General features: G+C 61.5%; 23 protein-coding genes and 1 pseudogene. 12 read left to right on the top strand and 12 right to left on the bottom strand.

The window, feature by feature from the left end; genetic code table 11:
* Positions 1-42 precede the first annotated feature (42 nt).
* Positions 43-1,623, bottom strand: coding sequence for a sugar phosphate nucleotidyltransferase (locus AYM40_RS02950; RefSeq protein ID WP_063494914.1), 1,581 nt, complete (start codon positions 1,621-1,623; stop codon positions 43-45).
* A gap of 90 nt (positions 1,624-1,713) precedes the next feature.
* On the bottom strand, positions 1,714-2,697 hold the full coding sequence (locus AYM40_RS02945; protein WP_063494913.1) for a helix-turn-helix domain-containing protein: 984 nt from the start codon (positions 2,695-2,697) through the stop codon (positions 1,714-1,716).
* Positions 2,698-3,710: 1,013 nt separating this feature from the next.
* Between AYM40_RS02945 and AYM40_RS02940 the strand changes: the two are divergent.
* Positions 3,711-3,863 (top strand): annotated as a pseudogene (locus tag AYM40_RS02940) (RNA polymerase subunit sigma-24); the annotation flags it as partial.
* 24 nt (positions 3,864-3,887) lie between these two features.
* Here AYM40_RS02940 and AYM40_RS02935 read toward each other — a convergent pair.
* The gene (locus AYM40_RS02935) at positions 3,888-5,276 is read right to left on the bottom strand and encodes a discoidin domain-containing protein (protein WP_236720968.1); all 1,389 of its coding nucleotides are present in this window, start codon (positions 5,274-5,276) and stop codon (positions 3,888-3,890) included.
* A 547-nt stretch (positions 5,277-5,823) separates the two neighbouring features.
* Here AYM40_RS02935 and AYM40_RS02930 point away from each other — a divergent pair.
* Positions 5,824-6,579, top strand: coding sequence for a hypothetical protein (locus AYM40_RS02930; RefSeq protein WP_148662085.1), 756 nt, complete (start codon positions 5,824-5,826; stop codon positions 6,577-6,579).
* Between the two features lie 109 nt (positions 6,580-6,688).
* On the opposite strand, the gene glmS is transcribed toward AYM40_RS02930, so the two are convergent.
* The 6 genes from glmS to AYM40_RS02900 all read right to left on the bottom strand — a co-directional run bounded on the left by glmS (position 6,689) and on the right by AYM40_RS02900 (position 16,131).
* Positions 6,689-8,512, bottom strand: coding sequence for a glutamine--fructose-6-phosphate transaminase (isomerizing) (gene glmS / locus AYM40_RS02925; protein WP_063494909.1), 1,824 nt, complete (start codon positions 8,510-8,512; stop codon positions 6,689-6,691).
* Between the two features lie 38 nt (positions 8,513-8,550).
* Complete coding sequence (locus tag AYM40_RS02920; protein WP_236720885.1) at positions 8,551-9,924, bottom strand: hypothetical protein; 1,374 nt, start codon at positions 9,922-9,924, stop codon at positions 8,551-8,553.
* A 237-nt stretch (positions 9,925-10,161) separates the two neighbouring features.
* On the bottom strand, positions 10,162-10,791 hold the full coding sequence (locus AYM40_RS02915; protein WP_063494908.1) for a hypothetical protein: 630 nt from the start codon (positions 10,789-10,791) through the stop codon (positions 10,162-10,164).
* Positions 10,769-12,040, bottom strand: a complete 1,272-nt coding sequence (gene pgaC / locus AYM40_RS02910; protein WP_063494907.1) for a poly-beta-1,6-N-acetyl-D-glucosamine synthase — start codon at positions 12,038-12,040, stop codon at positions 10,769-10,771. The genes AYM40_RS02915 and pgaC overlap by 23 nt, the downstream gene beginning before the upstream one ends.
* On the bottom strand, positions 12,037-14,121 hold the full coding sequence (pgaB, locus tag AYM40_RS02905; RefSeq protein ID WP_063494906.1) for a poly-beta-1,6-N-acetyl-D-glucosamine N-deacetylase PgaB: 2,085 nt from the start codon (positions 14,119-14,121) through the stop codon (positions 12,037-12,039). Before pgaB ends, pgaC begins: the two co-directional genes overlap by 4 nt.
* A gap of 18 nt (positions 14,122-14,139) precedes the next feature.
* Complete coding sequence (locus AYM40_RS02900) at positions 14,140-16,131, bottom strand: tetratricopeptide repeat protein (protein WP_063494905.1); 1,992 nt, start codon at positions 16,129-16,131, stop codon at positions 14,140-14,142.
* Between the two features lie 701 nt (positions 16,132-16,832).
* On the opposite strand from AYM40_RS02900, the gene AYM40_RS02895 reads away from it, so the two are divergent.
* The gene (locus AYM40_RS02895) at positions 16,833-17,264 is read left to right on the top strand and encodes a hypothetical protein (protein ID WP_063494904.1); all 432 of its coding nucleotides are present in this window, start codon (positions 16,833-16,835) and stop codon (positions 17,262-17,264) included.
* Positions 17,265-17,418: 154 nt separating this feature from the next.
* On the top strand, positions 17,419-17,922 hold the full coding sequence (locus tag AYM40_RS02890) for a hypothetical protein (RefSeq protein ID WP_148662084.1): 504 nt from the start codon (positions 17,419-17,421) through the stop codon (positions 17,920-17,922).
* Between the two features lie 116 nt (positions 17,923-18,038).
* On the opposite strand, the gene AYM40_RS02885 is transcribed toward AYM40_RS02890, so the two are convergent.
* Together AYM40_RS02885 and AYM40_RS02880 are read right to left on the bottom strand one after the other, a co-directional pair.
* The gene (locus AYM40_RS02885) at positions 18,039-19,577 is read right to left on the bottom strand and encodes an amino acid permease (protein ID WP_063494902.1); all 1,539 of its coding nucleotides are present in this window, start codon (positions 19,575-19,577) and stop codon (positions 18,039-18,041) included.
* 76 nt (positions 19,578-19,653) lie between these two features.
* Complete coding sequence (locus AYM40_RS02880; protein WP_063494901.1) at positions 19,654-20,430, bottom strand: SDR family NAD(P)-dependent oxidoreductase; 777 nt, start codon at positions 20,428-20,430, stop codon at positions 19,654-19,656.
* Positions 20,431-20,756: 326 nt separating this feature from the next.
* Between AYM40_RS02880 and AYM40_RS02875 the strand changes: the two genes are divergently transcribed.
* Positions 20,757-21,740, top strand: a complete 984-nt coding sequence (locus AYM40_RS02875; protein ID WP_063494900.1) for a helix-turn-helix domain-containing protein — start codon at positions 20,757-20,759, stop codon at positions 21,738-21,740.
* A 118-nt stretch (positions 21,741-21,858) separates the two neighbouring features.
* Here the strand turns inward: AYM40_RS02875 and AYM40_RS02870 are convergent, their stop codons facing one another.
* On the bottom strand, positions 21,859-22,323 hold the full coding sequence (locus AYM40_RS02870; RefSeq protein WP_063494899.1) for a hypothetical protein: 465 nt from the start codon (positions 22,321-22,323) through the stop codon (positions 21,859-21,861).
* 639 nt (positions 22,324-22,962) lie between these two features.
* Here AYM40_RS02870 and AYM40_RS02865 point away from each other — a divergent pair.
* The 7 genes from AYM40_RS02865 to AYM40_RS02845 all read left to right on the top strand — a co-directional run bounded on the left by AYM40_RS02865 (position 22,963) and on the right by AYM40_RS02845 (position 26,518).
* Positions 22,963-23,634, top strand: coding sequence for a PAAR domain-containing protein (locus AYM40_RS02865; RefSeq protein ID WP_120303414.1), 672 nt, complete (start codon positions 22,963-22,965; stop codon positions 23,632-23,634).
* A gap of 17 nt (positions 23,635-23,651) precedes the next feature.
* Positions 23,652-24,224 carry a hypothetical protein gene (locus tag AYM40_RS02860; protein WP_063494898.1) on the top strand — a complete coding sequence of 191 codons (573 nt, stop codon included), beginning with the start codon at positions 23,652-23,654 and terminating at the stop codon, positions 24,222-24,224.
* Positions 24,225-24,449 (top strand): PAAR domain-containing protein, encoded by a 225-nt coding sequence (locus AYM40_RS43570; protein ID WP_420488457.1) that lies wholly within the window; start codon positions 24,225-24,227, stop codon positions 24,447-24,449.
* A gap of 42 nt (positions 24,450-24,491) precedes the next feature.
* Positions 24,492-24,740, top strand: coding sequence for a hypothetical protein (locus AYM40_RS02855; RefSeq protein WP_148662083.1), 249 nt, complete (start codon positions 24,492-24,494; stop codon positions 24,738-24,740).
* Entirely contained in the window at positions 24,733-25,431 is a 699-nt protein-coding gene (locus tag AYM40_RS02850; protein ID WP_063494896.1) for a M35 family metallo-endopeptidase, read from the top strand. The genes AYM40_RS02855 and AYM40_RS02850 overlap by 8 nt, the downstream gene beginning before the upstream one ends.
* 1 nt (position 25,432) lies before the next feature.
* Complete coding sequence (locus AYM40_RS39855) at positions 25,433-25,852, top strand: hypothetical protein (protein ID WP_148662082.1); 420 nt, start codon at positions 25,433-25,435, stop codon at positions 25,850-25,852.
* Positions 25,853-25,957: 105 nt separating this feature from the next.
* On the top strand, positions 25,958-26,518 hold the full coding sequence (locus AYM40_RS02845; RefSeq protein ID WP_236720884.1) for a lysozyme inhibitor LprI family protein: 561 nt from the start codon (positions 25,958-25,960) through the stop codon (positions 26,516-26,518).
* Positions 26,519-26,536: the final 18 nt, after the last annotated feature.

Here is a 26,536-nt window from a genome sequence, read left to right as displayed (position 1 = left end):
GTTCTTGCCGTTCTTGTTCGCCAATGAGTCCCGGCGGGCTGCTCAGGAGCAGCGGCCGTAGTTGTCGTTGAACCTCACAATGTCGTCTTCGCCCAGATAGGAGCCTGACTGGACTTCAATGATTTCAAGCGGCAATTTCCCCGGGTTTTCGAGCCGGTGGCGAATGCCGAGCGGAATGTAGGTCGATTCGTTTTCGCTCAACAGGAACTGTTCTTCGCCGCGCGTGACGAGCGCGGTGCCGCGCACCACCACCCAGTGTTCGGCCCGGTGGTGATGCAGTTGCAGCGACAACTGCGCGCCCGGCGTGACGACGATGCGCTTGACCTGGAAGCGCTCGCCGCGGTCGACCGAATCGTAGAAGCCCCACGGGCGGCGCACCTTGCGATGCGCGTCGGCCTCAGGCGCGTGCTGCGCCTTGATGCGCGACACCAGCCCCTTCACGTCCTGCACGTGCGAGCGATCGACCACCAGCACGGCGTCGGCGGTTTCGACCACCACCACATTGGCCGTCCCGACACATGCGACGAGCCGTCCTTCCGAATGCGCGTAACTCGACACCGCGCCTTCGAACGTGAACCGTCCGCGCCCCGCGTTGCCGTTGGCGTCCTTCTCCATCGAGGCCCAGACCGCGTCCCATGAACCGAGGTCGGACCAGCCAGCGTCCAGCCTGACGACCACGCCGGCGGGATTCGCCACTGCTGCGCGGCTGTGCGCGCCGTTCACGCCGTCGGCGCCGGTGATCGTGCCGGTCTCGGCGCTGTCGGTCAGACGCTCCATCACCGCATAGTCGATCGAATCCGCTGGGCCGCCGATAAACGCGTCCGCCAGCGGACGGAAAACCGCGCCGTCGGTCCGGCCGCCGCTAAAAGCGCGCTCGCAAGCCGAGTGCATGTCGGGCTGCAGGTGCTTCAGCGTCTGGAGCCACACGCTCGCACGAACGATGAAGATGCCGCTATTCCACCAATAGGTACCGGCCGCGACGTACTGCGCGGCGATTTCTTCCGCGGGCTTTTCGACGAAGCCGTCGATTGCATGGCCGCCGTCGCCCAGCTCGGCACCAATACGGATATAGCCGAAGCCCGTGTCCGGACGCGTGGGCGGCACGCCCAGCGTTGCGATCGCACCGCGCTCCGCGTGGCGCGCGGCGCATGCGAGCGCGCCCTGCAATGCCGGCACATCCGCAATCGAATGGTCGGCCGGCATCACCACGAGAATCGCATCGCCGCAGTCCGCGCAGGCGAGCGATGCCGCCAGCGTCAAAGCAGGCGCCGTATCGCGGCGTGCCGGTTCCACCACGAGACGAGCGTCGACGCCGTTTTCGTGAAGCTGTTCGGCAATCACGAAGCGATGTTCTTCACCGCACACGATGATCGGCGACACGTCCACGTTCCAGCCTGCGGGAAAGCCTTCCATGCGCCGCGCGGTGGCCTGTAGCAGCGAGTCGGCGCCGACCACATCGATCAGTTGCTTGGGGAAGTTTTCGCGTGACACGGGCCACAGCCGCGTGCCCGAGCCGCCCGCAAGAATGACCGGGACGATGCGCGCGCAAGGCGCGCTGGCCGCTCCGGCCGCCGAGTCGTCGGGTCCGGGCGACGCGGCGCTTCCAGCTCCCTGAGTTGACATTTTCGGATTCCTTATAATGCCAAAAGATACAGCGGTTTACTTGCCCGACACCGCGTTGCTCGCGCGGCCGTCAGGCTGACTCCGTGCGCGCTATTCGCCGACCAGGCGGCGGCTTTGAATTCTGAATTCGGTGGGAGAAATTCTCATCCGTTTGCGGAACACCTTCGCGAGGCGGTCGCCGTTGCCCATGCCGGTGCGCCGGGCAATCTTGTCGACCGGCAATTCCGATTCGGTCAACAGGCTGCACGTCACCGCGAGGCGTTCGTGCAACAGAAAGCTCGAAGGCGTGATGCCCATTTCCATCTTGAAGCGGCGTAGAAAGTTGCGCTCGCTCATCGCGGCGAATTGCGCAGCGTCGGCGATCGAAATCGCCTGTTGACAATTCTCCTGCAGCCACCGAGCCGCCGCGCGCACTTTATCGCCAGGGCTCAGACCACCGTCTTCGCTCAAGAGCGGCGCGAGGTTCGAGAACGAATCGGCGAGCAGCCGTTCGGCCACCGTGCGCGCGGTCGCGCCGCCGAGGTCGCGCTTGATCATCGCCAGCGCGCTTCGCATCGATTCGAGACGGTCGCCCGCATCGGCGGCCGATTCAGACGGCAGCGCGCCATTCGTCTGCTGACTGAGATCGCCGCCTTCCTTGCTGTCGTGTGCGTAAGCCGCCTTGAGCAGCGCACGCCCCTCCCCGATCGGCCGGATCATGCCGGTGTTGTGCCGGACACAGCGCAGCCATGCGATCAGCCGCTCGTCGCGAGCGGCCGCGAGCGCGCCCTTGCCGCCCGCCAGGTACAACGCATCGAAACCGCCGTAATGGCGCGCGTCGAGTCCGTCCGTCCATACCCGCAGTGCGGACGACGAGGTCACCATGCCGCCATCGGTCGAGAGAAAGGAAACGTCGTACAACCGGGCGCCCGAGCCGGACGTAGCCAGTTCATTCGCTGCCTGGAAGACCTCGGCAACAACGCCTGCGTCTTGTAGCGAGCAGTCGTTGAACATCAGTATCGCGATGCGACGCACACCCTTGTTCGGAGCATGCACCCAGCGCAGCATTGCGGACTCGATACTCGCACAGGTCATAGTCATCCTCTCAACAGAAAACGGAGCAACTCGTCACTTTTTACTGCCACAAAACCGCCGGCTCTGTGCGGTGCGTCATAGTCACGGGCATTTAGTATTTAGCATTTAGCCGCCATGGCCGAAAGCGCAGACATATTGGCGTATCAGTGAGGTGGCCGGGCAGCGCAATTCGGAATCCAGGAACTGGGCTGCTTCGCAATTAATCAGACAACGATTCCCCGCTGAATGAATGGGCGTTTTACCAATCTTAATGTAAACAAAACGGTGAATGCGTACGGCAGCGCACACTACGCGACCACTCGAAAATAGCGCACTTGCAATTTGACTCGACTACTTCCACGCATTTATTCAGTGTTTTTTTGCTTCCATGGCGCCACAGCGAGCACAAATGCTTTCGTCGCGGCAGCACTTAGCGAGCGTCGGCGCGGCCGGATTTCTTCTGAAGATTTATATGGCCGACCAATAAAGAACAGGCCTTCAATATAATTGCCTTGAAAGCCGGCAATATTATTTTAATCATCCATAGCCGCCAAACTTAATATAAAGATGGTGATTAATGTTGCAGATGTGAAACACGGAAATAAGACAGCTTCAGACCGGCCGGCAATCGACGGGCCAAGGGCCGAAAGTGTCAGGTAAGGATCAGTTCGTCTCCGCCATTGAATGGCGGGAACACACTAAGTTTTCCTGATAAATCTGTTTGAATTTCGCTAACCTAGCGCCTTCTTAATGCTTCTTGATGCCGGGGTAGCGGATGAAGTGTGTGGTAGCGGGCAAACGATCTACAACTGGGCACACGCATGACGGGACAGCGGGGTGTGCGGCCTGATCGGCGGCCATAACGGTGGTCGTCCACGGGCGTTGTCTGAAGCGATGGTCGCCACGGCACTCCACGTGGCAAGAGCCGAGTCGTTGACGCTTGCCCGGATTGCGCAACGCGTGCAGGCTGTCCATGGCGAACCGCTGCCATGCCGGATCGAAACACTCGGCGAAGCCCTCAAGCGCGAACTATCTATCACGGGCTGGCGAGTGCGCGTGGCGACCTGCTCGCGAAGCTCGGGCGGATCGATGAAGCGCGCGGCGAATTCGTGCGGGCGGCCGCGATGACGCGCAACGCAAGCGAGCGCGAACGGTTGCTGGAGCAGGCGCGCCGCATCGGAGCGTGAATCGGCGCCGGCTGCCGGGACGCGTCAGTAGCCCCAGACCTGCATCTCGTCGAGCGAATAGCCCCACGGCGTCGCGCGCTGCGTGCCGACCATCCGTACGTAGCGGCCGCTGCCCTTCAGGCCCGGGATCGACACATGGCCGTAGCCCACGCCACTCGAGGTCGAGTAGATCGTGGTCCAGTTCACGTTGTCGTTCGAGGTCTGGATCGAGTACACCTTCGCGCCGGCATCCCAGTACAGATCGACGCTGGTGATGTTCTTGACCGCACCGAGGTCCACCGCGAGCCATTGCGTGCCGGCGCTGCTTCCTTCGATCGAGTCCCAGCGCGTGCTCACGGTGTTGCCGTCGAACGCCTTGTCGGGCGTGAGACTCGTGTTATAGCTGGACGAAGCGGTGGCCGTCTTGCCTTGTGACAGCAGGCCCGCTGCCGGTGTGCTCGCGCCCGCGTAGTAGTTGGAACCGAGCTTCGCCTTGGTGCTGTCGGCATTGACGCCGAACTGCGTCAGGCTCCAGCGTTTGCCGGTGTTCGCGTCGCCTACGTAAAGCTGGTAGCCGCCCGCCGTGGTCGACGAGAAAAACACATAGCTGGTATTGCTGACCGGCGACGGATCGGAGTTATTGCTCTTGCAGTCGTTGATCGGCAGCTGATTGGGCGTGTCGCCCGGGTTCAGCTTCGAGTAGATCTGGTCGGCCTGGCTCGTCGCGTCCTTCCAGCGCGCATAGAAGACGGTGCCGTCGGCGCGGACGATTGGATAGTAGGTCGACAGGCCCGCTGGGGTATCGAACGCGACCTTCGTGTGGGTCGCAAGGATTTCCTTATACAGGCCGAGGCCCGCGCCGGTTCCGGTGGCGTAATAAATCGCGCTGCTGTCGGGCGTCGGAAACGGCATCGAGTTTTCGATCGAGGGCGCCGAGTTCGTCACGTCCGTTACCGACGTCAACGTCGGGCCGGCGCTGGTGAACGACAGCGTCGCCTGCATCACGTCGCCATTCTGCTTGAAGAACAGCAAACTTCCGTCACTGCTGAATTTCGGATCTTCGTTGCGGGTCTGGCCGGTGCTGTTGGTCAGATTAATCGGCGCGTTGGTCGAGCCGACCTGCCACATGAAGACGTTCCATGCGTTGTTGGTCACGCCCATGAAGGCGAGCCATTTTCCGTCCGGGCTGAACACCGCGTTCATCGGGTCCTTGATTCCCCACGTGCTCTTCGAGACTTGCGTGAGCGTGCGAGCCGAGAAGTCGTAGGTGAAAATCTGACTGGTACCGTCGCCGTAACTTACGTAGCTGTGGTACGCCACCTTGCCGGTCAAACTGCTGGGAAACGATGCGTCCGTCTGGGCGGACGGGCTGTTGACGCAGGCAGCGTTACTTTGACCGGCGCAGGCCGCGAACACGAGGCCGGCAAGCCCGATTGTTTTGAAGAATCTGAAACGCAAAACGTGGCACTCCTTCGTTAAAAACGATGGGAATTAAAAACAAGACCCGCTACGAGACACGGCCGCCCGGATCAGTTCGAGGGAGCGCGATGCGTCACCCATCGAATGAATTACGGCCGCTGAATGTGAATCTTGAGAAGCAGGAAAGGAGTTCGGACTGTCCGCGTTTCGCGCTGTGATCTGGACAGCGCACGAGCGCGATGTTGCGGAACGACAAAGCGGGTCGCAGGTCTGGACGTGGGTATGGAACTACTTCATACAACCAGGCGCAGAGGATAGCCGCGGACGCGCAAAAAGAAAACCTGCAGGAACAAAAAATGCTACGTATGCGCGAAAAATGCCTGTTTCTTGGGCCGAAGTGATTCTGAAACGACGCCCGAGGGTCGACCCCCAGTAATCCGAATCAAAGGGAGCGACCCCACTTGGATGGCCTTTCGTCCACAGTATCGATCGGTGTGGCGCCGTCGCGTGCGTCTGCTAGATTGAAGTGGACAAAATAGTCGAGCCGAAAGGGACCGCAATCATGTCAAGCCGAAACCCCGACAGCGATACACCAGCGTCCAGCACCGATACCCGCTCTGCAGGCGTGACAAGGTGGGGCCGCATTGCGGATCGATTGAGCTTTGGTCTGTGGAGACGCGCAGCGCCGCACGTGCTGGGGGACGGCTGGCCCCCGGACCTGGATGCGCGGGAAGAAGAAGCAGATCGCGAGATGACGCCATGGATAGCGCCCGCGGTCGCAGCGGCCGCGTTTCTTCTGGTCTTCGGCGGCTATGTGGCAATTGCCGGAATGGGCCGGCCGGGCGCCGCGCTGAAGCGCGTTGACGCGCTCGTCACGTCGGGCGTCGTGAGCGGCATGGCCTGGTTCCCGGGTGACCGGTTGCAGGGGACATCCTACTCGCAGACCTCGCGCTATTTCGGAGCGCCGCCGGCGGCCAACACGGATGCCGGCGAGGCTCGCAAGACGAACCTGGCTTCGGTCACCGCCAGCCGTTCGTTGCGCCAGGGCTCCGGCACGTCGCGAGCCGGTTCGCAGGGCCACTCGGCCACGCTTCTGTCGGAACGCGGGGCCGCGTTGCGCAACGTCGATTGCCAGAAAAACACGCGGCCAGGCTGTGCGCCCCCTCATACGCTGAGCGCGTCGCCGTTCGGCATGCCGCACGTTGCTCAGGGAGGACGCGCGGTAAATCGCTACGCGGGAAAACTCTACCGGCCGCATGGAAGGCATGAAGCGAAGACCAGCACCCAGATGGCTTCGCTGCCGTTCGACCACCACTAAGCTGAACTGCCACTCTAGAGGCGCCTGTTTTGCTTGCAGGGCGGTTCGCGAAACATTGCCGAACTGGGCGGGGTCTCGTTGTTTGACGCTCCGCCCGATACCGCCGCCCTCACTCCACCGTCACCGATTTCGCAAGATTGCGTGGCTTGTCGACATCGGTGCCGCGCAGACACGCCACATGGTACGCCAGCAGCTGGAACGCCACGACATGCAGCAGCGGCGACAGTACACCGTAGTAATCAGGCATCCATATCAACCGCACACCAGGCGCACTCGCCAGATGCGTGTTCGCGTCGGCGATTACATATAGCTGCCCGCCGCGCGCCCGCACCTCCTGCATGTTCGACTTGAGCTTCTCTAGCAGAATGTCGTTCGGCGCAGTCACGATGACAGGCATCGCATCGGTCACCAAGGCGAGCGGCCCGTGCTTGAGTTCGCCAGCGGGATAACCCTCCGCGTGGATGTACGAGATCTCCTTCATCTTTAGCGCCCCCTCCAGCGCGATCGGGTAATGCAGCCCGCGCCCGATAAACAGCGCGTGGTCCTTCCGGTGCAGTTCCTGCGCCCATGCCATGATCTGCGGCTCACGCGCCAGCGCGCCGCGCAATGCGTCCGGCAACCCGACGAGTTGACGCAGCAAGGCGGCTGTCTGCGCGGCGTTTAGGCGGCCGCGTTGACGGCCGATCGTCAATGCGAGCAGGAACAGCGCAACCAGTTGAGTGGTAAACGCCTTGGTCGACGCCACGCCGATCTCCGGCCCCGCCTGCGTGACGAACGCCCACCTGCTCTGCCGGACCATCGCGCTCGCCGCGACATTGCAGATCGTCAAGGTCCGCTCCTCGCCAAGCGATTGCGCGTAGCGCAGCGCGGCCAGCGTGTCGGCAGTCTCGCCCGATTGAGAGATCGGCACCACGAGCGTGCCGCGCTGCGGCACATAGTCGCGATAGCGGTATTCGCTCGAGAGTTCCGCATGCGCCGCAATGCCGGCAATGCTCTCGAACCACGCCCGCGCGGTCAGCGCCGAGAAATAGCTGGTTCCGCAGCCGAGCATCAGCACGCTATCGATGCCGGCAAACGCGACGGGATCGGCGGTGCCGAACAGCGTTGCATCGAGCGAGTGGAGGTGGGGCACGGTGCGGGCAACGGCAAGCGGCTGCTCGAAAATTTCCTTTTGCATGTAGTGGCGATAGGCACCCAGATCGGCATTGGCCGGCTGCTCCGCAACCGTGCGCACATCGCGCACGACCGGGCCGCCGTCGCGCTCGACGATGCGCACGTCGCCGCGCAGCAGGTCCGCGATATCGCCATCCTCCAGGTAGATGAAGCGGCTCGCGCAGCGCGCGAGCGCAAACGTGTCGGAAGCGAGAAACGCGCCGTCCGCGCCGAGGCCGACCACGAGCGGCGATCCCTGGCGTGCGCCGATCACCCGCTGCGGTTCGTCCTTGCAAATCACCGCAATCGCATAGGCGCCCTTTAACACGCGTATCGCATTGTGGACGGCGGCCAGCAGATCGCCGCAGTAATGGCTGTGAATCAGATGCGCGATGATTTCGGTGTCCGTCTGGCTCGCGAACTCATAGCCCTGGGCGATCAATGCTTCACGCAGCGCTTCATGATTTTCGATGATGCCGTTGTGTACGACGGCGATCTGGTCTCCCGAAAAGATCGGATGTGCATTCGCGATCGCCGGCATGCCGTGGGTCGCCCAGCGCGTGTGGGCGATGCCCGTCGAACCATTGAGGTCGGCCGCGCGCACCTCCGTTTCGAGTGCCTGCACGCGGGCGAGCGTGCGGATGCGGCGCGGTGCGCCGTGTTGTTGAAGTACCGCGACGCCGCACGAGTCATACCCGCGGTATTCGAGCCGTTTCAAGCCTTCGAGCAGCGCCGGCACGATGCTGCTGCGTTGGGCAACGCCTGCCACGATTCCACACATGTTCGCCTCCGTTGTCGTCGAACTGGTCAGTCCTTGCGTCACTGTGCGGCTTGCGTCGCGCAGCGGTCGGCAGGTCCTGGCGCCACCTCGCGCTTCGCGTTGAAGTCCGCTTCGCGCAGCCCCGCCGGGGACAGCGTGATGAAATGCATTGAGTCCGCACCGCTCTGGATGCCGATGGCGCCCGTATTGCCCCACGCAAACGGCGCACGTTGCAGCCCGCGCAACATGATCTTGTCGGGCTCGAGCGCCAGCGCCATCAGACGGCCGTCGCGGGTGGGCACATACGCCGTGCTGGCCGCGACGCCGATACCCGACTCGCGTACGGACGCGGGCAGACAACTGAGTTCGGCCGTGCGACGGCCGGCGTCGTCGATCAGAAAAACCGCGCTTCGGCCGTCCTCGAGCGTGGCTTCCACGACGAATCGTTCGATCGCCGGCACGTAGGCGGCTGCGTACACGTAGTACTGGACGCGATACGCGTCGATGCTGTCGGCGGGCCGGATCAGCTTGCCGGTGGACGGATCGAACAGCGCATATTCGAGCAACGCGCTCGTGCTGCCGGGGATGTACTTCTGCCAGACGAGCAACGCCTGATGCGGCGAGCCGGCGACCATCGGCCACCACTCGCGCACGTGGGCGGCGACATCGACATGCGACAGCATGCGGCCACGTGCGTCATAGACTTGCACGTACACGCCGCCGCCTGTGCCGAGATTATCGACGCCGCCGCCGTCGACCCAGTCCGCCGAATAGAACACGACGAAGCGCTCACCGACTGCGGCGACATGACCGGAGTGGCCGCCCGATTCGACGTCGTTCGGATACGCTTTGATCGCCGCGAGGTTCTGCCGGTACACGCCGTAGCGCTGGCTGACGTTGTTCGGCGTGTTCCAGCCGTCTTCGAACGTGACGAAGATGTCACCAGCGGCGTTCTGCGCAACCGACACGGGTTCCTGCGCCTCGGGCCGTTTGATGAAGATGCGCACATGCGAGAGGTGCGCGTCGCCCGGCGACCATTCGCCGACATAGACGTCATGCGGCCAGCTGCCGTCACGGTTGGCGCCGCGCGGCGGCAGGCCGGAACTGCTGAAAAAAACCCATGTCTTGCCGTTGCCCGCGCTTGCTTCGGCGATGCCGTGCATGAAGCGGCGCTCATCGCCCACGCCTGGCGCCGGCACCGCGACGACCGCGCCGACGGGCGTGCGCAGCGTGGCCGACGCCGGGCTCGCCGCGTGGCTGCTGGTGGCGAGCGCGATGCCCGACGCCGCGGCGCACAGGGCGGCAGCGCGCGTGGCGAACCGCAGCGCAACGCGCCACGCGCGCGCTGCGCCACGCGGCCGATCAGATAGACGGGCGCGCGGTTGTGCCGGCGCGCCAGCAACGGCAGCTGGATCCCGGTTGATTCTGCGCATTGTCGTCGTTCTCCTTCATCCGGCGATCCCGTCTGCGGCGCATGCCTTACACGGCGCGAGCCGAACTGACGGGATGTAGGCACGCTGTCGCGCAGGCGCTCGGCGTGACCCCTCGCTCGGTGCGCGCGGCGCGGCACAAGCTGAGCGTTACCGGCATCGTCGCAAGCGGCCGCGGCAGCGTGTTCGTCCGCCAGCGCCCAGCGCTCGAAATGCGTGCGTGTGAATGCTATAGGGTGCTCAAGTCCCTGCATCGGGCTCCCGGCGACGCCCCACCACATAGTGAACGCTAAACGAAGCGTTCCAGCTTCCGTTGAGGGAAGACGGCGCGGGCGACTCGGGCCAGTGCAAGCCCGACTCGGCCCTCCCGGTTGGGCGGCGCGCCGGCGCGGCGTTGCTTTTTCTCGGCGCTGGGTTCGACAGCGCCTTGAGCGCGGCGATCAAGCCATTCGAATCGTGCGACGCGACGAAGATGCGCGACACCGCGCCGCGGCGCGCCATCGACATCGCGGCGAGCGGCCCTGGCTCGACCGTGAGCCCGGCGGTGCGCCGCACGAGCCGTTGCATCCTGGAGCGTGACGCGAACGGATGGGCGACGCGCGACGCGATCATCCACAGCGTGAGCCCCGACGCAATTGAGCCGATCGCGACCAGATACGAAACCAGCTGTTCGAGCGGCAGATCGCCCTCGTCGAACGGCATCAAATACCGGTAGATATAGACGCCGATCGCCGCCCACATTGAGCCGACGGAAGCAGGCCGGACGAGGCGAAACCATACGACTTGCGCGAGCCCTATCTTCAGACCTTTGTCGGCGATGATCTGACGGGGGGAGCGCAGCGAGAGGTCAATGACGGGCGCGTTGTTCATGTTGAATACCTCGGTCAGGGCTCGTCCAGATGGCGCGTTTGCCACGCTGACGCAGCACGATGGTGGGCAGCGCAACGACGGTGGTGACCATGTTGATCAGCCAGAAAGCGAGCGGATACCAGACGGTGTCCAGGAAATACAGCAGCAGCTTGTCGTCGTACTGCCCGTCGATCAGGCAGCCGACAATCAACTGGAGAATGCAGGTGGCGACCAGCAGCATCCCGTGCCAGTGCGGCAGCAAGGCAATGTGCCAGTCGCTCGGCAGCGGCACGATCAGGCCGACGATGGCGAGGCCGAGAATGAACGTCATTGCGTACGCCCATGCAATGCCGAGCAGATACTCGGCAAACAGCGGCCACATCATCACCTGCGAAGGGCGCGCAATCGCTGGCGCGTACTTCATCAGCACCTGAATGCCGCCCTTGGCCCAGCGCAGGCGTTGCCGGTAGAGGCCCTTGAAGGTCTCGGGCATCAGAATCCAGCTGAGCGCATGCGGTTCGTATGCAACGCGCCAGTCTCGGCATTGCAGCTTCCAGCTGATGTCGATGTCTTCGGTGAGCATGTCGGAGCTCCAGTAGCCGACATCGGCGAGCGCCGTCTTGCGGAACATCGTGATGACGCCCGAGACCGTGAAGATGCGCCCGTACACCTGCTGGGTGCGCTTGATGAGCCCGACGATCGACGAAAACTCGCCGACCTGCATCCGGCCAAGCAGCGATGTACGGGTGCGGATGCGCGGATTGCCGGTCACCGCGCCGACGTTCGGGTCGGAGATAAAATGCTCGAGCATCCATTCGATCGCGTCGGACGCGAGCAGCGAATCGCCATCGATGCACATCAGATAAGGCGCGTTCGTCACGGCCGCCGCAGTCGTGAGCCCGATCGCCTTGCCCTCGTTCCTGGCATGATGAATCACGGTAAGGTGGGGGATTTCCGCCGCGAGCTCGTTGAGGATCGCGCCGGTGCGGTCCTTGCTGCCGTCGTTGACGGCGACGATGTCGTAGTTCTCGTAGTCGAGCTGCGCGAGATGCCGGATCACGCGATGCGCGTTCGATTCCTCGTTGTAGCACGGGACGATCACCGACACCTTGGGCATGCCCGCCATCACCAGCGCTCGCCGGGATCGCGTGCGGCCTTTTTCGAGCGCGAAGAAATGCACGATGCCACCGATCATCCACAGGTACGACATAAAGAATGGATAGAAAAAGATGAAGTCTTGCAGGCGGTTGATAATGACGTGCGTCATCAGCGTGTCACTCCTTTGTGCTGGGCCTGAAGCAACGCGTTGATCGAAGTGGGATCGAGCCGCGAGCGCAGCGACATCAGGTCACGCATCGCATCCAGCTCGGGCGCGTTGCGCGCGAAGTTGTCCGGGTAGTAGCCAAAGTTCACTGCGCCGCGCTGCCGCAGCCGGCGCATCTCGCCGAGCAGGGTCGCGGTCGGGACGTCGGCGCCGGTGCCCCAGTCCACCGCCTGCAATTCGAACACCGTGCGCCGCTCGCCGCCCGGCGTGGCCTGGGTGATATCCGCTAGCGAGTCGAGCCAACGCTCGGGGTTCGATACGTTTTCGCGCGACGGCATCGCCAGCACGGCGACAAAATCGTAGTTGCTCAGGAAGGCCGCGTAGCTCTGCGCGTAGCGAGCCGGGGCGGTGCGGTCCAGCAACACCTCGGGGTAGATGCTGCGCACCGTCAGCACGTCGCCGCCGTTCTGGCTATTGAAAATGATCTGTTCGAGTTCCTTCGTGAGATCGATCAGGTGCTGCGTCTTCGCGTCGGTCCAGCGGCTCATCAGCGCCGGGTCAGCGCGAATGCGGCCGATGTCGGTGGGCAGCCCCCAACGCTGCATTATCTGCGCCGCGTGACGGCCGGCATCTTCGTAATCGTCGAGCACCGCGTCCTCGCCGAACATTAGACCGGTGAACGCGGAATACTTGCCGAGATCCTCATACATTTCCCGAATGAAAGTGCGTGCGGCGGGATCGAACGGGCTCAGCCGATAGCGGTTCGCTTCGCGCCGGTTCGCCGGCGCGCCGGCCGCGGCGGTGACCGCTTCCATACGCCCGGCGAGCGCCGCCGGCGGACGGAACGCGAGCAGCGGCATCCATGCATAGACCTGAACGTGGGAGCGCGTATTGAGCTGCCATGCGGTGCGGCAGAACAAATCGGCACGCACCGGCAAATGGCGGTTCGGGAAATACACGGCTTCGGCAACGCCCGTGTGCTTTGGGTCGGAGAACGCCTGCAGATACACCGAGCTCGGCTGCATCCGGTAGATCCGTTCGATCAGATCGCCAAGCTTTTTCTCCTGCAAGTCGGGCTGCGGGTCGTACACGTCGTCGAGCGAGATCTGGACGACCCGCTCGACCGGATTGATTTCGCCGCGGTTGGTCGCCGGCTCGCGCATCGACAGCTCGAAGGCGCCGATGTCGACGTTGTAGGTCATCAGAATGCGGCGCAGCCGGTCGAGCGGCACATCGGGCGTGTTCGGGCCGGCTTCGAGGGTGAACTGCGTGTGCATGCCGAGCGACGACGAAATGCGCCGCACCGGCTGGTTCTCCGCGCCATATGGCCAGACCATCGAGCGCACGGTGACACCGGTGCGCTCGTGCAGTTTCTGCAGGCATTCGCGCAGGTCGTCGGTCACGCGCGCTTCGAACTCGGCGTCGGTCTCGTAGCGTTTCTGGTCGGCCAGGTACAGGTGCGAGGTGGCAGCCGGCAGCTCATTGCCCTGCGGATTGGCGAGTGCACCATGATGCAGGTCGTGGGTGTGTGACGCGATCTCGACCAGACCCGAGGCCGCCACCTTTTGCACGTCGTCCCATGACATGAACGTGTCGCGCGGCACGACGAAGTTGTCGGCAAGACGCACCGGCGTGTCGGGCGGTGTGTCGACCCACGACGTGACGATGCCCATCACGGCCGGGTAGCGAAAGCGCTGCAGGAGCGGCAGCACCTTCTTGTAATGACTGCGGAAGCCGTCGTCGAAGGTGAGCAGCACGGCGCGCGGCGGCAACGGCTTGCCGCCGTTGCGCGACGCCTCGATATCCCTGACGGTGACAGGACGATACGTGTTGGCTTGCAGCCACGAAAAGATCGAAGTCAGCGTTCCGGTGTCGACCGCATAGGGGTCGAGCATGTTCATCGTATCGAACGACGAGCGCAGATTGTCGCGGACATCGTGAAAGCAGATCACCCGGAACGTCTTGCCGTCGGCGGGATCGGACGGCGGCAGGATGTCGATGAGTTTGGCGGGCGTCAGCGAAGGAAACAGCGTACAGCCCGCCATCGCTCCGAGACAGCCACAGATAAAGCGCCTGCGTGATTCCATCGTCGAACCCTTCCCACGTTAGAACGGTACGTTCAGTACCAGGTAGCCGGTTTCGGAGAGTTCGCGTGAGCCGTCATAGACGTGGCTGGCCACACCTATGCCATAGCTGAACGTGATGTCGTGAGTGAACGTCCATGCATGCTCGATGCGCGCACCCCAGAACGCGCTTGTGCCGAACCCCCGTTCGTTGTACGCGCCGCCCGACAGAAAGATGCGCTGTTGCAACGCCCGTTCGCCGCGCCGCCAGATCGACCATTGATGCATCGCGGTCGCTTCGATCGAGTAGTCGCGCGACGGATTGAAATAGGCGGCGTTGGCGACCGTATTGCTGCTGGTGTCGCCGGTCAGCGACACGTTGATCAGCTGGTTGGCGGCGGTGAACACGCGCTGCGTGCCGCCGATCGTGACCTCTTGATGAAAATTCGAATCGCTGTAGCGGCCGACTGAGTAGCTGAGATTGGCGGACTGCCGGTCGCCGTTGGCGAAGCTGAACCCCGCGCGTGCCGTGCGCCCCCAGATGTGCTCGACATAGGCCTTCCACGGTAGCGCGTTGTCATCGCTGTCCACCGCGGCTGTCGCCTTGAAGTAATCGCTGAATGCGTACTCGACTTCGCCATTGCCGCCTGTGCGGCCGTCGGGGCCGAACGAACGGGTGAGCTCGCCGAGCACCGTGAGCGGCCCGCGCCGGTAGTCGCCGCCCACTCCCTGGCGGATCCGGTTCACGTTGCCGATGTCGGTGCTCGCATAGCCGTAGAACGTGTGCACCAACGCGCGCCAGTAATCGGCAATCGGTGGCGAGTACAGGAACACGTCTGTTGAGAACGAATTGTCGGCGAGCACGGAGTTGCCATGCTCGGCGTTCACGTCGATGCTCATGACGGGCGCATGAAAAGCCTGGTAGTCACGCTGGAAATTGCGCACGGCGCCATTCTCTGGAAACGTGTTGTCCAGCGCGTCATTGATCTGCCGCGCGTTCGAGTAGTCGCCGATGTCGATCGAGGTGCGCCCGAGACCGGACAGCGCCTCCACGTTATCCGGATGATCATTCAGCGTCGCCGTGTACACATCGCGCGCCGCCCGCACGCGCGATTGGCCTAGCAGCGTGTCGGCTTCGGCGTTGCGCACATCCGCACTAAACGGGATTTGTTGTTCGAGGCGCTTGAGCTCCGCCAGTCCTGCATCGGGCTTGCCGACGTAGATCAGATATTGCGCACGTAACCGGTACAGCCGCTGATAGTCGTCGTTCGCCACATCCTCGGGTCTCACCTGATCGGCCGGCGGCAGAGACGTGCTGATCTCGTCGAGCACCTTGCCCGCTTCCACATATTTTCCCTGGTCGCACAGCGCATAGAACAGCCCCTCGCGCAGATCAATGGGGCGCGTACGGGTCCCATACTGATAGCCGCGCGTGGCCGGATCGGCTGCTGCCGCGGTCGCCTGCCGGACGGCTCTGCGATACGCCTCTTCAGCTTTGTCAGGTTGGTTCAGATAGCTGTAAGCGTCGCCTGCGGCGCCGAGCGCTTCGACGGATATTTCGGCGCTCGACGGGATGGACTCGTAGGAAGTCACCGCGTCTTTCATTTTTCCGCGCCCCGCGAACGCGACCGTGCGGTCGCCGGCGAGTGCGTAGCGCACCGCTGCATAGTCCGGCGTGCGCGGCCAGTTCGCGTCCAGCCGATCGGCTTCCTGAAGCGCGCTGTCGAGCGCGTCGAAGCGATCCGGGCTGGTCATCGCGCGCGCTTTGTCGCGTCCGCCGCGCACCTGCTGACGGACTGCAAGTTCTTCAAGCTGTGCAATATCTACCGGCGTAAATACATCAGGTCGCGCCTTGGCCTCCTCCAACGCCTTGAGGGCGCCACCGCCGGTGGCGAGACCAAACACCTCCTTGCGCAGCGCATCGCTAGACTGGGTATCGGCGACGTTGCGCGAGTCTGCGACATCGGTCGGCTCACGCGCATCGCCGCTATCCGTTTCGACCGCGGCACACATCGACGAGATGAGCAGGAGCATGACTGGCGCACAGCTAACGAAAGGACTGCAACTCGACGTACGCAAACGCTTTGGCAGAGCAATCACGATAGGTCCTTGGTGTTGAAGACTTTCTTCTGAGGACTGCAGTCGTAGTGGAACGATGACCGCATCGAAAATAGCTACATTCGTGCCCGGTCAGCGTGACCGCGCGGAGCGAATATGGCGGGAAGAGAAGGTGACCGTCGTGTGCCGAATACTTCACAGGCGACCAGGCGACGCGGCGCGAAACGGGCCCTTCGGTACTGCCGGTGCGAGAAAAACCGCTTGATTCGGCGAACGCAAAGACACATCCAGGCTGCTGCGTGTCTGAATGATAGCCGGCGTTATCGCACGCGCTATCGGGGTGCCTACTAATGCGCGAGCGCAATTGTAACGCCCGGAAAAACGCTTTATATCGTTGCAAACGTAAGCAGAACAGCGGTCTGTCGGGCAGAGCCACACCCATCAACGTTTTCGTTTTGCGTGGCACGGGCTTCCGTCGTGGCACGTTCTCCGCTTGCGCTGTTGCAATTCGATTCGGAAGTAAACTTTAGTTACAACGGGTCAGGTCAAAATAAGAATAAGTCGGTAAATCGTATTCCTGATTAATTCATGGAGGAAATTTTTCCGTCTTTTTTTCATTGCGTTTTCGGCGGCACGTCCCTATTCTTGTTGACAACGATCGTGGGAGGGAGGTCGTCATGGGCAGCTTGCGCAAAGTGCATTTGCTAGTCATTGCTGCCGCGCTGGGCAGCGGCGCCAGCGCGGTCCCGCAGGAAAGGCCCGCCGGCTCTGGTCCAAATACGGAGGCAAATGCGGCGGCCGGGGCCCAGGAAATGCTTTACTACGTCTGCGGTCAGGCCGGCTTCGAGAAGGCAGTCACATCGCCCGATCCTAACCACCCGTTCAATCTTGGCGTGACCTTCGTGTCCGGACAGGGCGGTGCGCCATTGTCAGACGTATCGGTCAAGCTGCGGCGTCACGGGCGTGTGCTGATGGATTTCGTTGCATCAGGTCCCCGTTGCCTGTTCGCCGTTCCCACGGCGAGCTATCGCGTAGAAGGTACCTATCGCGGCGAGATGAAGTTCGAAATCGTGGAAACCGGCACCTTCGATACACAGATCAAGTGGTGACGCAGACCATTCGGTACGCTGCGCTACCTTAACCGGACCGGGCGTAGCGATGAGCGATAAGCGAAACGGGGAAGCGTCATCCTTGCAAGCCATGCATGCTGCGTCGCCACACACGCGCAACACGGCAACTCCCAGATTCGGCTGGGGCCTGGTCATGAGCGCGACGCTCACTCTTGCTTCGTTCGTGCTGATCCTGGCGGCGGTCGTGATCTTCGAAGGGAACGGGCGCGACGGTCGGACGCGGCAGCCGGTCGCACTCGTTCACTCAACGCCGACATCGGTTGACACCGCGGCCGCCACCCCCACTGCGAACGCCGCCTCATCCGGTTTAAGTCCGGTCGCGGAGCGGCTCGAAGCCGCGCCGGCGCCGGCCGGTTCCGCTGGCGAACTGGCGCGCGCGCGGGCCTGCGCGCTCGCCAAAGCATGGCCTTGCGTGATGGAAGCGGCGAGCGCCGTGCTCGCGCTAGAGGGCGGCAATACCGAAGCGCAGACGCTGCTTCAGCGCGCAATCGTCGAGGGCGGGTGGCGCAGCGAGACGACGCCGGCCAAGCCCGTTACGGAGGAGGTCTCCGCTAGCGGCGTGCAGGACAGGTCGCGGCGTCTGGCACTGTCGATCCGTCGCGGCAGGCATGGAGGTCTGGCGGAGCCGACACATTAGCCGCTGTGAACGATTTAATTGATAAGGTATGCGTAGTAGAGATGGGTTGTGCGCGCCGCGATTCATTCCCGCCTTCGGTTGCCCGCAGGCAAGATTTACCCCGAGCGCGCTGTGACTCAGCTCTCCCCCAGCTGCCCCTCCATCCCACTCAGTTCCTGCTCGCGCTCCTTCGACGCGTTGCCGATCGGCGGACCCGCAAAGCTCTTACGCACGCCCGCGCCGTACCAGATCGCCAGCAACACCGCAAGCAATCCGACAATCACGTACACCACCTTCTGATTCGGCGGCTGCATACCGACATAAGCGAGCACGAGTGCGCCGAACACCGCCGCCACCGCGAACGGCTTCGACAGCATGCCTAACTGGAACGGGCCCTTTTCCTTCCACACGCGACCTTCGGCAAAAATGCCAGCCGCAATCGGCATGGCGTATGAGATGAACAGGAACACCGCGCTACCCGCGCTCAGCACCGTGAAGGCGTCGCCGTACAACGTCACCACGATCGCCAGCACCGCCGAGGTCCAGATCGCGGCACCCGGCGTGCGATGTGCCGCATTCACTTTGCGCAGCCATTTCGAGCCAGGCAAGCCGCCGTCGCGGGCAAACGCAAACATCATGCGCGAGGTCGACGTGACAGCGGCGAGACCGCATACGTAGTTGATAAAGAACATCAGCAATTCGATCACGATGCGCAGCGGTCCCGGAATCGGCGCGAGAATCGCTTCGAAGAACCCGGTGCCCTGCTTCACCCCTGCGCTGATATCCGGCATCACCAGTACGAATGCGCACACCATTACGTAACCGAAGGTGGTCGACCAGAACACGGAACCGACAATGCCACGCGGCACATTGCGCGCCGCGTGATGCGTTTCCTCCGAGGTATGCGCGGAGGCGTCGAAGCCCGTGATCGTATAAGCAGTCAGCAGCAGGCCGGACAGAAACGCCATGGCGATGGTCTGCTTGGGCCACGCGCCGCCATCGACGCCCGTGAAGTTGGTGAAGGTGTAGAGCCGCGACAGGTCGATCTTGACCGGCGAATACACCAGCAGGGAAACCACCAGCATGACTGTCACCACAAAGATCAGATAACCCGACAGGTCCGTGATCTTGCTGGTGATGCGAATGCCGCGATGATTCAGGAATGCTTGCGAAGCGGTGATCACCGTCAGAAAGAGCGTCTGCTGCCACCACCCGAGCGAATCCGGATTCACGCCGAACATCGGTGCGATCAACGTGCGAAAGAACGGATCATAGGTACCGTAATTGATCGCGGCGACGACGAACACGAGACCGAGCAGATTCAGCCACGCGGTGAGCCAGCCCCACATTTTGCCGCCAAGAATCGAACTCCAGTGATAGAGGCCGCCGGCCGTCGGATACGACGACGCGATCTGCGCCATCGCCGCCGCCACGACCAACGCGAACAACGAGCCGAGCGGCCAGCCGAGTCCGATCGACGCCCCGCCCGCCGCCGACAAGCCCATCTGGAACGACGTGATGCCGCCCGACAGAATGCAGATCAGCGAGAACGACACCGCGAAGTTCGAGAACGCCCCCATGCGCCGGGACAGTTCCTGCGCGTAGCCCATCTTGTGCAACAGCTTGACGTCGTTGTCGGCGAGATCCGCCGACGGCACGGCCGTGTTGATGTCCATGACGCGATCCTTTGAACAGGGTTATGACGAAGCGGCTAAGCGATGCAGAGGCGTGACCGCGCAACGAGGGACCGGCTCACGCAGCCGTAAAGCAGTTATCCACGTACAGGTGTGCGCCGTTGACGAAACTGGCATCGTCGCTGGCGAGAAAGAGCGCGGCGCGCGCGACTTCTTCCGGCGCGCACAGACGGCCCTGCTGCACCGACAGCGCCGCTTCGCTCGCATCGAAGCCATACTTGGCGAGCGCGCTGATTTCGCGGCGTCCGTGTGGCGTATCGATGAAGCCGGGGCACACGGCATTGCAGCGAATACCACGGTCGCGATACTCGACGGCAATCGACCGCGCGAACATCGCGCACGCGCCTTTGGTCGTGCAGTACAGCACCTCGAGCGGCGTGGCCGCCACCGACGAAATCGACGCCGTGCACACGATCGAACCGCCGCCCGACGCGAGCATGTGCGGCAACACGGCGCGCGTCATCATGAACATGCTTTTTACGTTGACGTTCATGAGCCAGTCGTAGTCTTCGTCGGTGGTATCGACGAACGGCTTCACGACGATGCTGCCGGCATGGTTGAACAGCACGTCGATGCGCCCGAAACGCGCCATGACGTTCGCCACTGCGGCATCCACGGCTGCGCGTTTCGACACATCGGCGGCAAACAGTTCGGCCGTGCCGCCCGCCGCGCGAATGCGCGTCACGACTTCCTCGCCCGCATCGGTGTTGATATCGACCACGGCGACCTGCGCGCCTTCCTGCGCGAACAGCAGTGAAGCCGCGCCGCCCGCGCCGGTCGCGCCGCCTGACACGATTGCGATCTTGCCCTCAAGCCTGCCTGCCGATCTGCTCATGCGTGACTCCCGTTCCAGTGTCCAGTGCAGTGCGTTGGATTGCGTTGCGTTGTGCACAAAGTAGGGGCGGCAAAAGCGGCGACTATCCAAAATTGGCAAAAAGTAAAAATCCCGTAAAAATCCGGCTTACTGACAAATGCATTACATCCAGACTTGGATGCTTGCCGTATCGGGCAGCCGCCGTGCTCATGATCTGTGCGGGCACGGGGCAGGAAGCCACATGTGTGCCCCGGATGGGTCGCTCCGGCACTGCGACGTAAATTTTTTTTCGCATACACTGATCGGCACGAGGCTTTCGGGGAGCGCCACCAGAATCGGGAGAAGCTATGCAGCCGGTCAATCAGACAAGCAGCGCCGTCGAGATTCGCTGTTGCAGGAACATCGACGAGCAGGCGATGTTGCTCGACGCGTGGAACCAGAGCTATTGCCAGATTTCGCGCGGCGCCTTCGACGGCTCGGTGAGTTCGTTTTTTGCGGGCGGCGTGCGGGTGCTGGTGGAGCGCCTGAACCGCACGGTCTATCAACGCGGCCAGGTGGCGCGATCCAAGCTGGCGGTGGGCATTCCGTTTCAACTCGAAGGACATGCACTGCTGTGCGGACAGACGAGCCATCGTGACGGACTGCATGTATTTTCCGGCGATGGTGGGTTCGAGTTTTTATCGCCGGACAAGCACGTCGTGGTGAATCTGGAGATCGAGCCTGGCGCGATTGGTGATGAACGGGTGCGCTCGCAGCTCGATGAAATTACGTCGCTGCTGGGCGCGAAGCCTGGCGTATTGAATGTCGATCCTGCCAGATTGCAGGGCTTTCGCGAGGTCCTGAAGCATTTGCTTGATGCCGTGGCGGCGACGCCGACGTTGCTCGATGATGCCGGTGTTGCGGCGTCGTTTGAGAAGTCGGTGATCTTCGGTCTCGCTGAGACATTGCAGGGCATGCAGCATGCGGACCCGCACGGGAATCTCGAGGCACGTACCGCGCGGAATTGGCAACTCGTGAGAGGGATTCGCGAGGTGGTGGAAGAGTCGCCGGATTGCCCGCTGTCCGTTGCCGAGCTATGTGCGCGGTTTCACGCGAGCCGGCGAACGTTGCAATATGCGTTTGAGGATACCCTTGGGGTGAATCCTTCAGCGTATATACGAGCGGTTCGGCTTGATCACGTGCGGCGCGAACTAAGAGGCGCCGCATCCGTTACCGAGGTCGCTACCCGATGGGGGTTCTGGCATTTTGGGAATTTCTCGAGCGAGTATCGCGGGCAATTCGGGGAATTGCCATCGGAGACCTGGCGCAGCAGTAAGCGCCGCGCAGATTGAAGTTCGGTTCATGCCGACCGCCAAGCTTGCCCGCGAGAAAAACCGCAAGAGGCAATAAAAAAGGCGCGATTTGAACGCGCCTTCTTGGCTGCGGCGACGCGGCGGCCGTTATTGTTGGTTAGTGCTGCGCGGCTGATTGCTGCTCACCGGCCCTCGCAGTAGCGCTTGCCCGTACAGGCTCGCGCGTTGCAGCCATACTCGGCTCCGCATCAGCCTTGGTTTCCACTGCCGCCTGCGCTGCCTCAGACAGAAGGTTCGCAGCACATCTAGCCGTGATACGACTGTGAGCAATCCCCTTAGCATCGAGTGCAATCACCCGGTACAGTTCGAGGTCGCATTCGAGCTCCCGCTCATAACCTTCGGCAGTCTCGACCAGCAGTTCCAACAGCGCTTTCTGGTTTTGCCGTTCGTCCCGCGTCATGGAAGGAGTCCTGCATATTGAGGCCGCAAGAGTAGCCAGTCTCCTGAGTTGGTCCAACTGGCGACCACACAAATTGTGCGCCGATAGTGCTAGTTTTTCGTATTGGAGAGCGTCAACGGCGGGACGTGTTTCGGGTTGGGTCTTCGTAGTAGATTTGCTCATGGTGCGATTTCCGGTTCGTTCCTGAATCGCCCGACACTCGCTAAAAGATGGGGTGAGCGGGCACGTAGGCGGATTAGCAGACCGGGTAGAGAATCAGAACCGGCGAGCCTTGCGGCTCTCCCCCCACGGCCCGCCCATAGAAAAGGCGCGCATGGCTGGGCACTACCCACTTTCGTAGGTAGTGCGATTCTCTACTGCGGGCTGCTAAACCCGCGCCGTTTTGTCTAACGGCAGGAACAATCTAACGCACCTATTTTTTAAGACGATCAACCAATCAGGCTAAACGCGCAAATTATAACTAATCTTTACATTTGCCCCGTGACTGGCGTGCGACTGCGCGGATCGCGTAAATCGTCAAACGCCTCTTCAATACTCAGCACGTCTTCCGGCATCGCTTTTCCCCGGCCACAAAAGCCAGAGTAAACGCGCCTTCAAGCGGGTTTACAACAGTCCCGCCACCATCTGTAACGTTTCGCGCAACCGCCGTGGTACGGCATGAAGTGGTTTGTGATTTTTCAGGCTTTTCCTATTCGTTCTGTTTCTGTATTCAGCTAGGCTGGATTTTCCGCACGCGCTTAATAGCGTGCCTGCCCTTACGTGGCAGCCGAAGCCGTGCTCATTCACGCAGGAGACTTGAAGATGCCGGAACAGAAGGAAAACCAGACGACGTACCTGTTCGCCACCATCGGCGCGCGCACCGAGCGCGGCGGGCGTGTGTCTACCGGCTCAACGTTTCATCTTGCCGGTTTGCCGGTCGCGACCGTGGGCTGTGTTGTCACCTACCGCGACGGCAGCGAGGCCGTCATTACCGATGGCGCCGGTTTCGCTTTTGTCATTGCAGATCGCCCCGCTGCGATTGTCGGCAGCAGTCTCAGCAACGGCGACCGCATCATCGAAACGCTGTGGTCCGAGCTTGATGCTGGCGTAACCGTGAAGGATGGCGAAAAGATCGCGGGCCTGTTCGACCCTGCCTGGACGCCGCCACCAAGAAAACCCGTGGCTCGTTTCGCAACACGCGGTGCAACAACCGCGCGGGGCGGCGTCGTGCTCGAAGCGTCAAGCGCCTGGGAAGTTGGCGAAACGCAGCGATACGCCGCGAGCATTGGCGATTTCGTCCAGTACCAGGACGGCAGCCGCGCACGCATCATTACCGGCGTCGGCATTCCAGGCAATGCAAACCATGCCTATGCGGTCGTTGGCAGTCTGCTGGACAACGGCGATGTCATCACGGACAGCCCGCACCGCGAGCCGCGCACGTCAACGACCTTTGTCCCCCTGGACGAACACCGCGTCGCACTCACGCGCCAGTAAGGGGCACGGAGCTAAACATGGCAGGCACCTACTATGCAGCAGTTGAAGGCGATCCACTGACGAGCGGCAAGGGTAGTCAGGTTTTCGCGAGCGGACATTGTGGAACGATTACGGATGAAAGCGGGCGGCCTCGCCGCATGGTGTTTATCGGTGATCCGGCTTATTGCCAGGCATGTGATAGCCAGGGCGTCATTATCGGAGGCGCGGGCGTAAGCGGCGCGCGCCGCATGATTGATCTGGTGAACGGCGGGCGGCGTCAGGCTGTCGGAGGTGACTGGGTGTCATGCAAATGTCCTGACCACCCTCGCATCATCGCTATTTACGGGCGTCGCTGGATTATCCGGGATGACGGCGACGCCGCTCCTTCAAGAGCCCGCGAAACGCCCGCGCCGCGCCTCATTTACGACGAACAGTTCACGCTTAAAGATGGTAACGGTCAACCACTCCCAAATGTGCGATACCGGGTGCGTAACGGGGCGACGGTCGTAGCGAGCGGCGTAACCGATGCGAACGGCTGCACGCAGCGAATCAACACGGAAGGCGCGCTGCGGCTGACGCTAGAGGTTGACGCACACGAAGGAAGCGCCTGAATGCGAATCCCCACAGTAAGGCATGACGACCCAACTACGACGCGCGGCAAGGTCGTTACATTCAGTGGCACGATTCACGATGGAGGCCGAAAGGTCGCACTCCACTGCGACCAGGCGACGTGTGGTAACTGCAAAGGCCTGTGGAAGATTGTTGGAACCGGTGGAGGTGTTGGCGAGCGGAGCCGAGCCGCAGCCATTAACGGTGATCAGGTTCCATGCCCGTGAAAAAAGAACCGCGTTATCGCGGGCGCGGATGCCGGAATGTTCATGCAGAAAGACACCGGCACAGCGAGCGCTGCGCCACACAAAGCCCCACCAGCGGAGCAGTACGACGAGCAATTTACGTTGCTCGATGAAGCATGGCGGCGGCTCGCGAACGTGCGATACCGGATCGTTGTAGACGACGAACGGGTGATAACGGGAGCCACGAACGCGAAAGGGAAAACTGAGCGCATCAAGACGGATGCTGCATCGAGTTTGGGGCTTTACACAACGGGAGCAATCGAGAATGAGTGACTTTGGGGGAAGCAATAAATACGGATTCAAGTCCGGTAAGAATGAAGAATGGATCGAGGTACATTCCGGCGCTGTGACGAATACCACACCGGGCTCAATGGTTCACGTGACACTTAACACGGAAAAAATATGTGAGAACATGACGAACAAAGAATTCAGGGAGGTCATTGACAGCATCCTTCAACGCGCCATTCCCCTAGTTGACGCCCGCATCGCCGCGTTAAGGATTTGGCCACCCAGTGAGCGCGCACGCGTACAGCGTTGGTTCGGTCGCAACGACGAATCAGCACACACCCTCCTCCTAAACGGGCTGCCGAGAATTGCGGCCGTGCTACGTAGTTTGAGCCCCGCGAACTTTGTTCGTAGCGGTAGCGACCGAGATAGAACTACAGGGTGTATGGCCAATCCGGCGGGTAGCGGCCAGGAGGCTGCCCACGTCTGCGCGCCTGATACGGCTACGCATACAATTAGTATTAGTCCGCTGTTTTGCACCATGCGTCATTGGTCGGCTGATTCAGACTCACGCGTATCAACGGTCATTCACGAAGCAACGCATTTCATGGACACCATGGCGACCAAGGACAACAAATACACAATCGCTTACACGTTGCGAGAGTGGGCGCAAGGAAATTCCGATCTAGCTCTCGACAACGCAGACAGCGTAGCCGGCTACATCGTTGAAGGGGATTAAATTGAAACGTATTGCCTCGTCGATGCTATCAGCGCTTGCCATGTCAAGCGCCTTCGCTTGCTCCGGTCCGGCGAGCCAACCAGGACAAACGAAAGATATCAATTTCGACTTCAATTCTAGTGCGATCAATAACTCAGAAATCCTCTCCCTTGCGAATTGGATCGTAGATACACGCAGCAAAAGTTCTACCCTCGAAGGAGTTTCTATCGTCGGCTTGGCTGATAAGCGCGAACATGATCCGCAAGGCACCGCGGAAGATCGAGCCAAAAACGTTAAGCAAACGCTAGATGTTCTCGGAGTCCGATCCGCCACGATGGGCGTTATAGCTCATGTCTACAAACCCACAATGCCGAACGATAAATATGAGCCGACGGGTACAAGAGCGGAAGTAACGTTAATTCCTGTCTGCGCAGATAAGTAACGCACTGTTAGCCATATAGTGCCCCGCATACGCGGGGCTTCTACTTTAAGAAACCATGAAAATAGCATGTCTCACGCTTGCGCGCGCCGCAGGTAATCCGTTCGTTTGTTTCGCAACGTGTACCATGGCATCGCCGTCTGGAAGCCAACCTCTTTGAAACCGGGATTTATGATGCGCGCCACTAGCGTATTGGTTGCTCTACTTTTGATCGCCAATGCAGCCTACGCCTCATCATCGATCTACGGGTCTGAATTTGACTACAAAAAGGCAAAGCCTACTAGTACGTATTTTTCAGGGAGAACCCGTCAGCAGGTTGCATCGTACTGCAAGAACGAAATGCTGGGTACGATGGATTTGTCTGCCTGCGCCCAATTTCGTTATGAGGCGGCTATTGAGACTCTGAATAACAAATTCGCTCAGATAGAAAATGTCGCGAAAGATAGCGACCGGGGGCACCGGGCTAGTGACGAACCTGAAGCACTTCCGTTCTTCAAGAAAGCCCAATCAAACTGGCAACTCTACAGGGACAATGAGTGTTACGCGGAAGTGTATCAAGTTGGCCAGGCATCGTTGCGCTTTATTGACTTTTGGGATTGCATGACTCGAATCACGAAACAGCGTCTTGATGAATTAACCGTAAGCGATCCATTAGCGCCGTCCCTCTGAGTAGTGGACGAGCGTGGT

Source organism: Paraburkholderia phytofirmans OLGA172, from assembly GCF_001634365.1.
Lineage (GTDB): Bacteria > Pseudomonadota > Gammaproteobacteria > Burkholderiales > Burkholderiaceae > Paraburkholderia.
The sequence above is the reverse complement of the archived record's forward strand: the minus strand, read 5'-3'. Positions and strand labels throughout refer to the sequence as shown.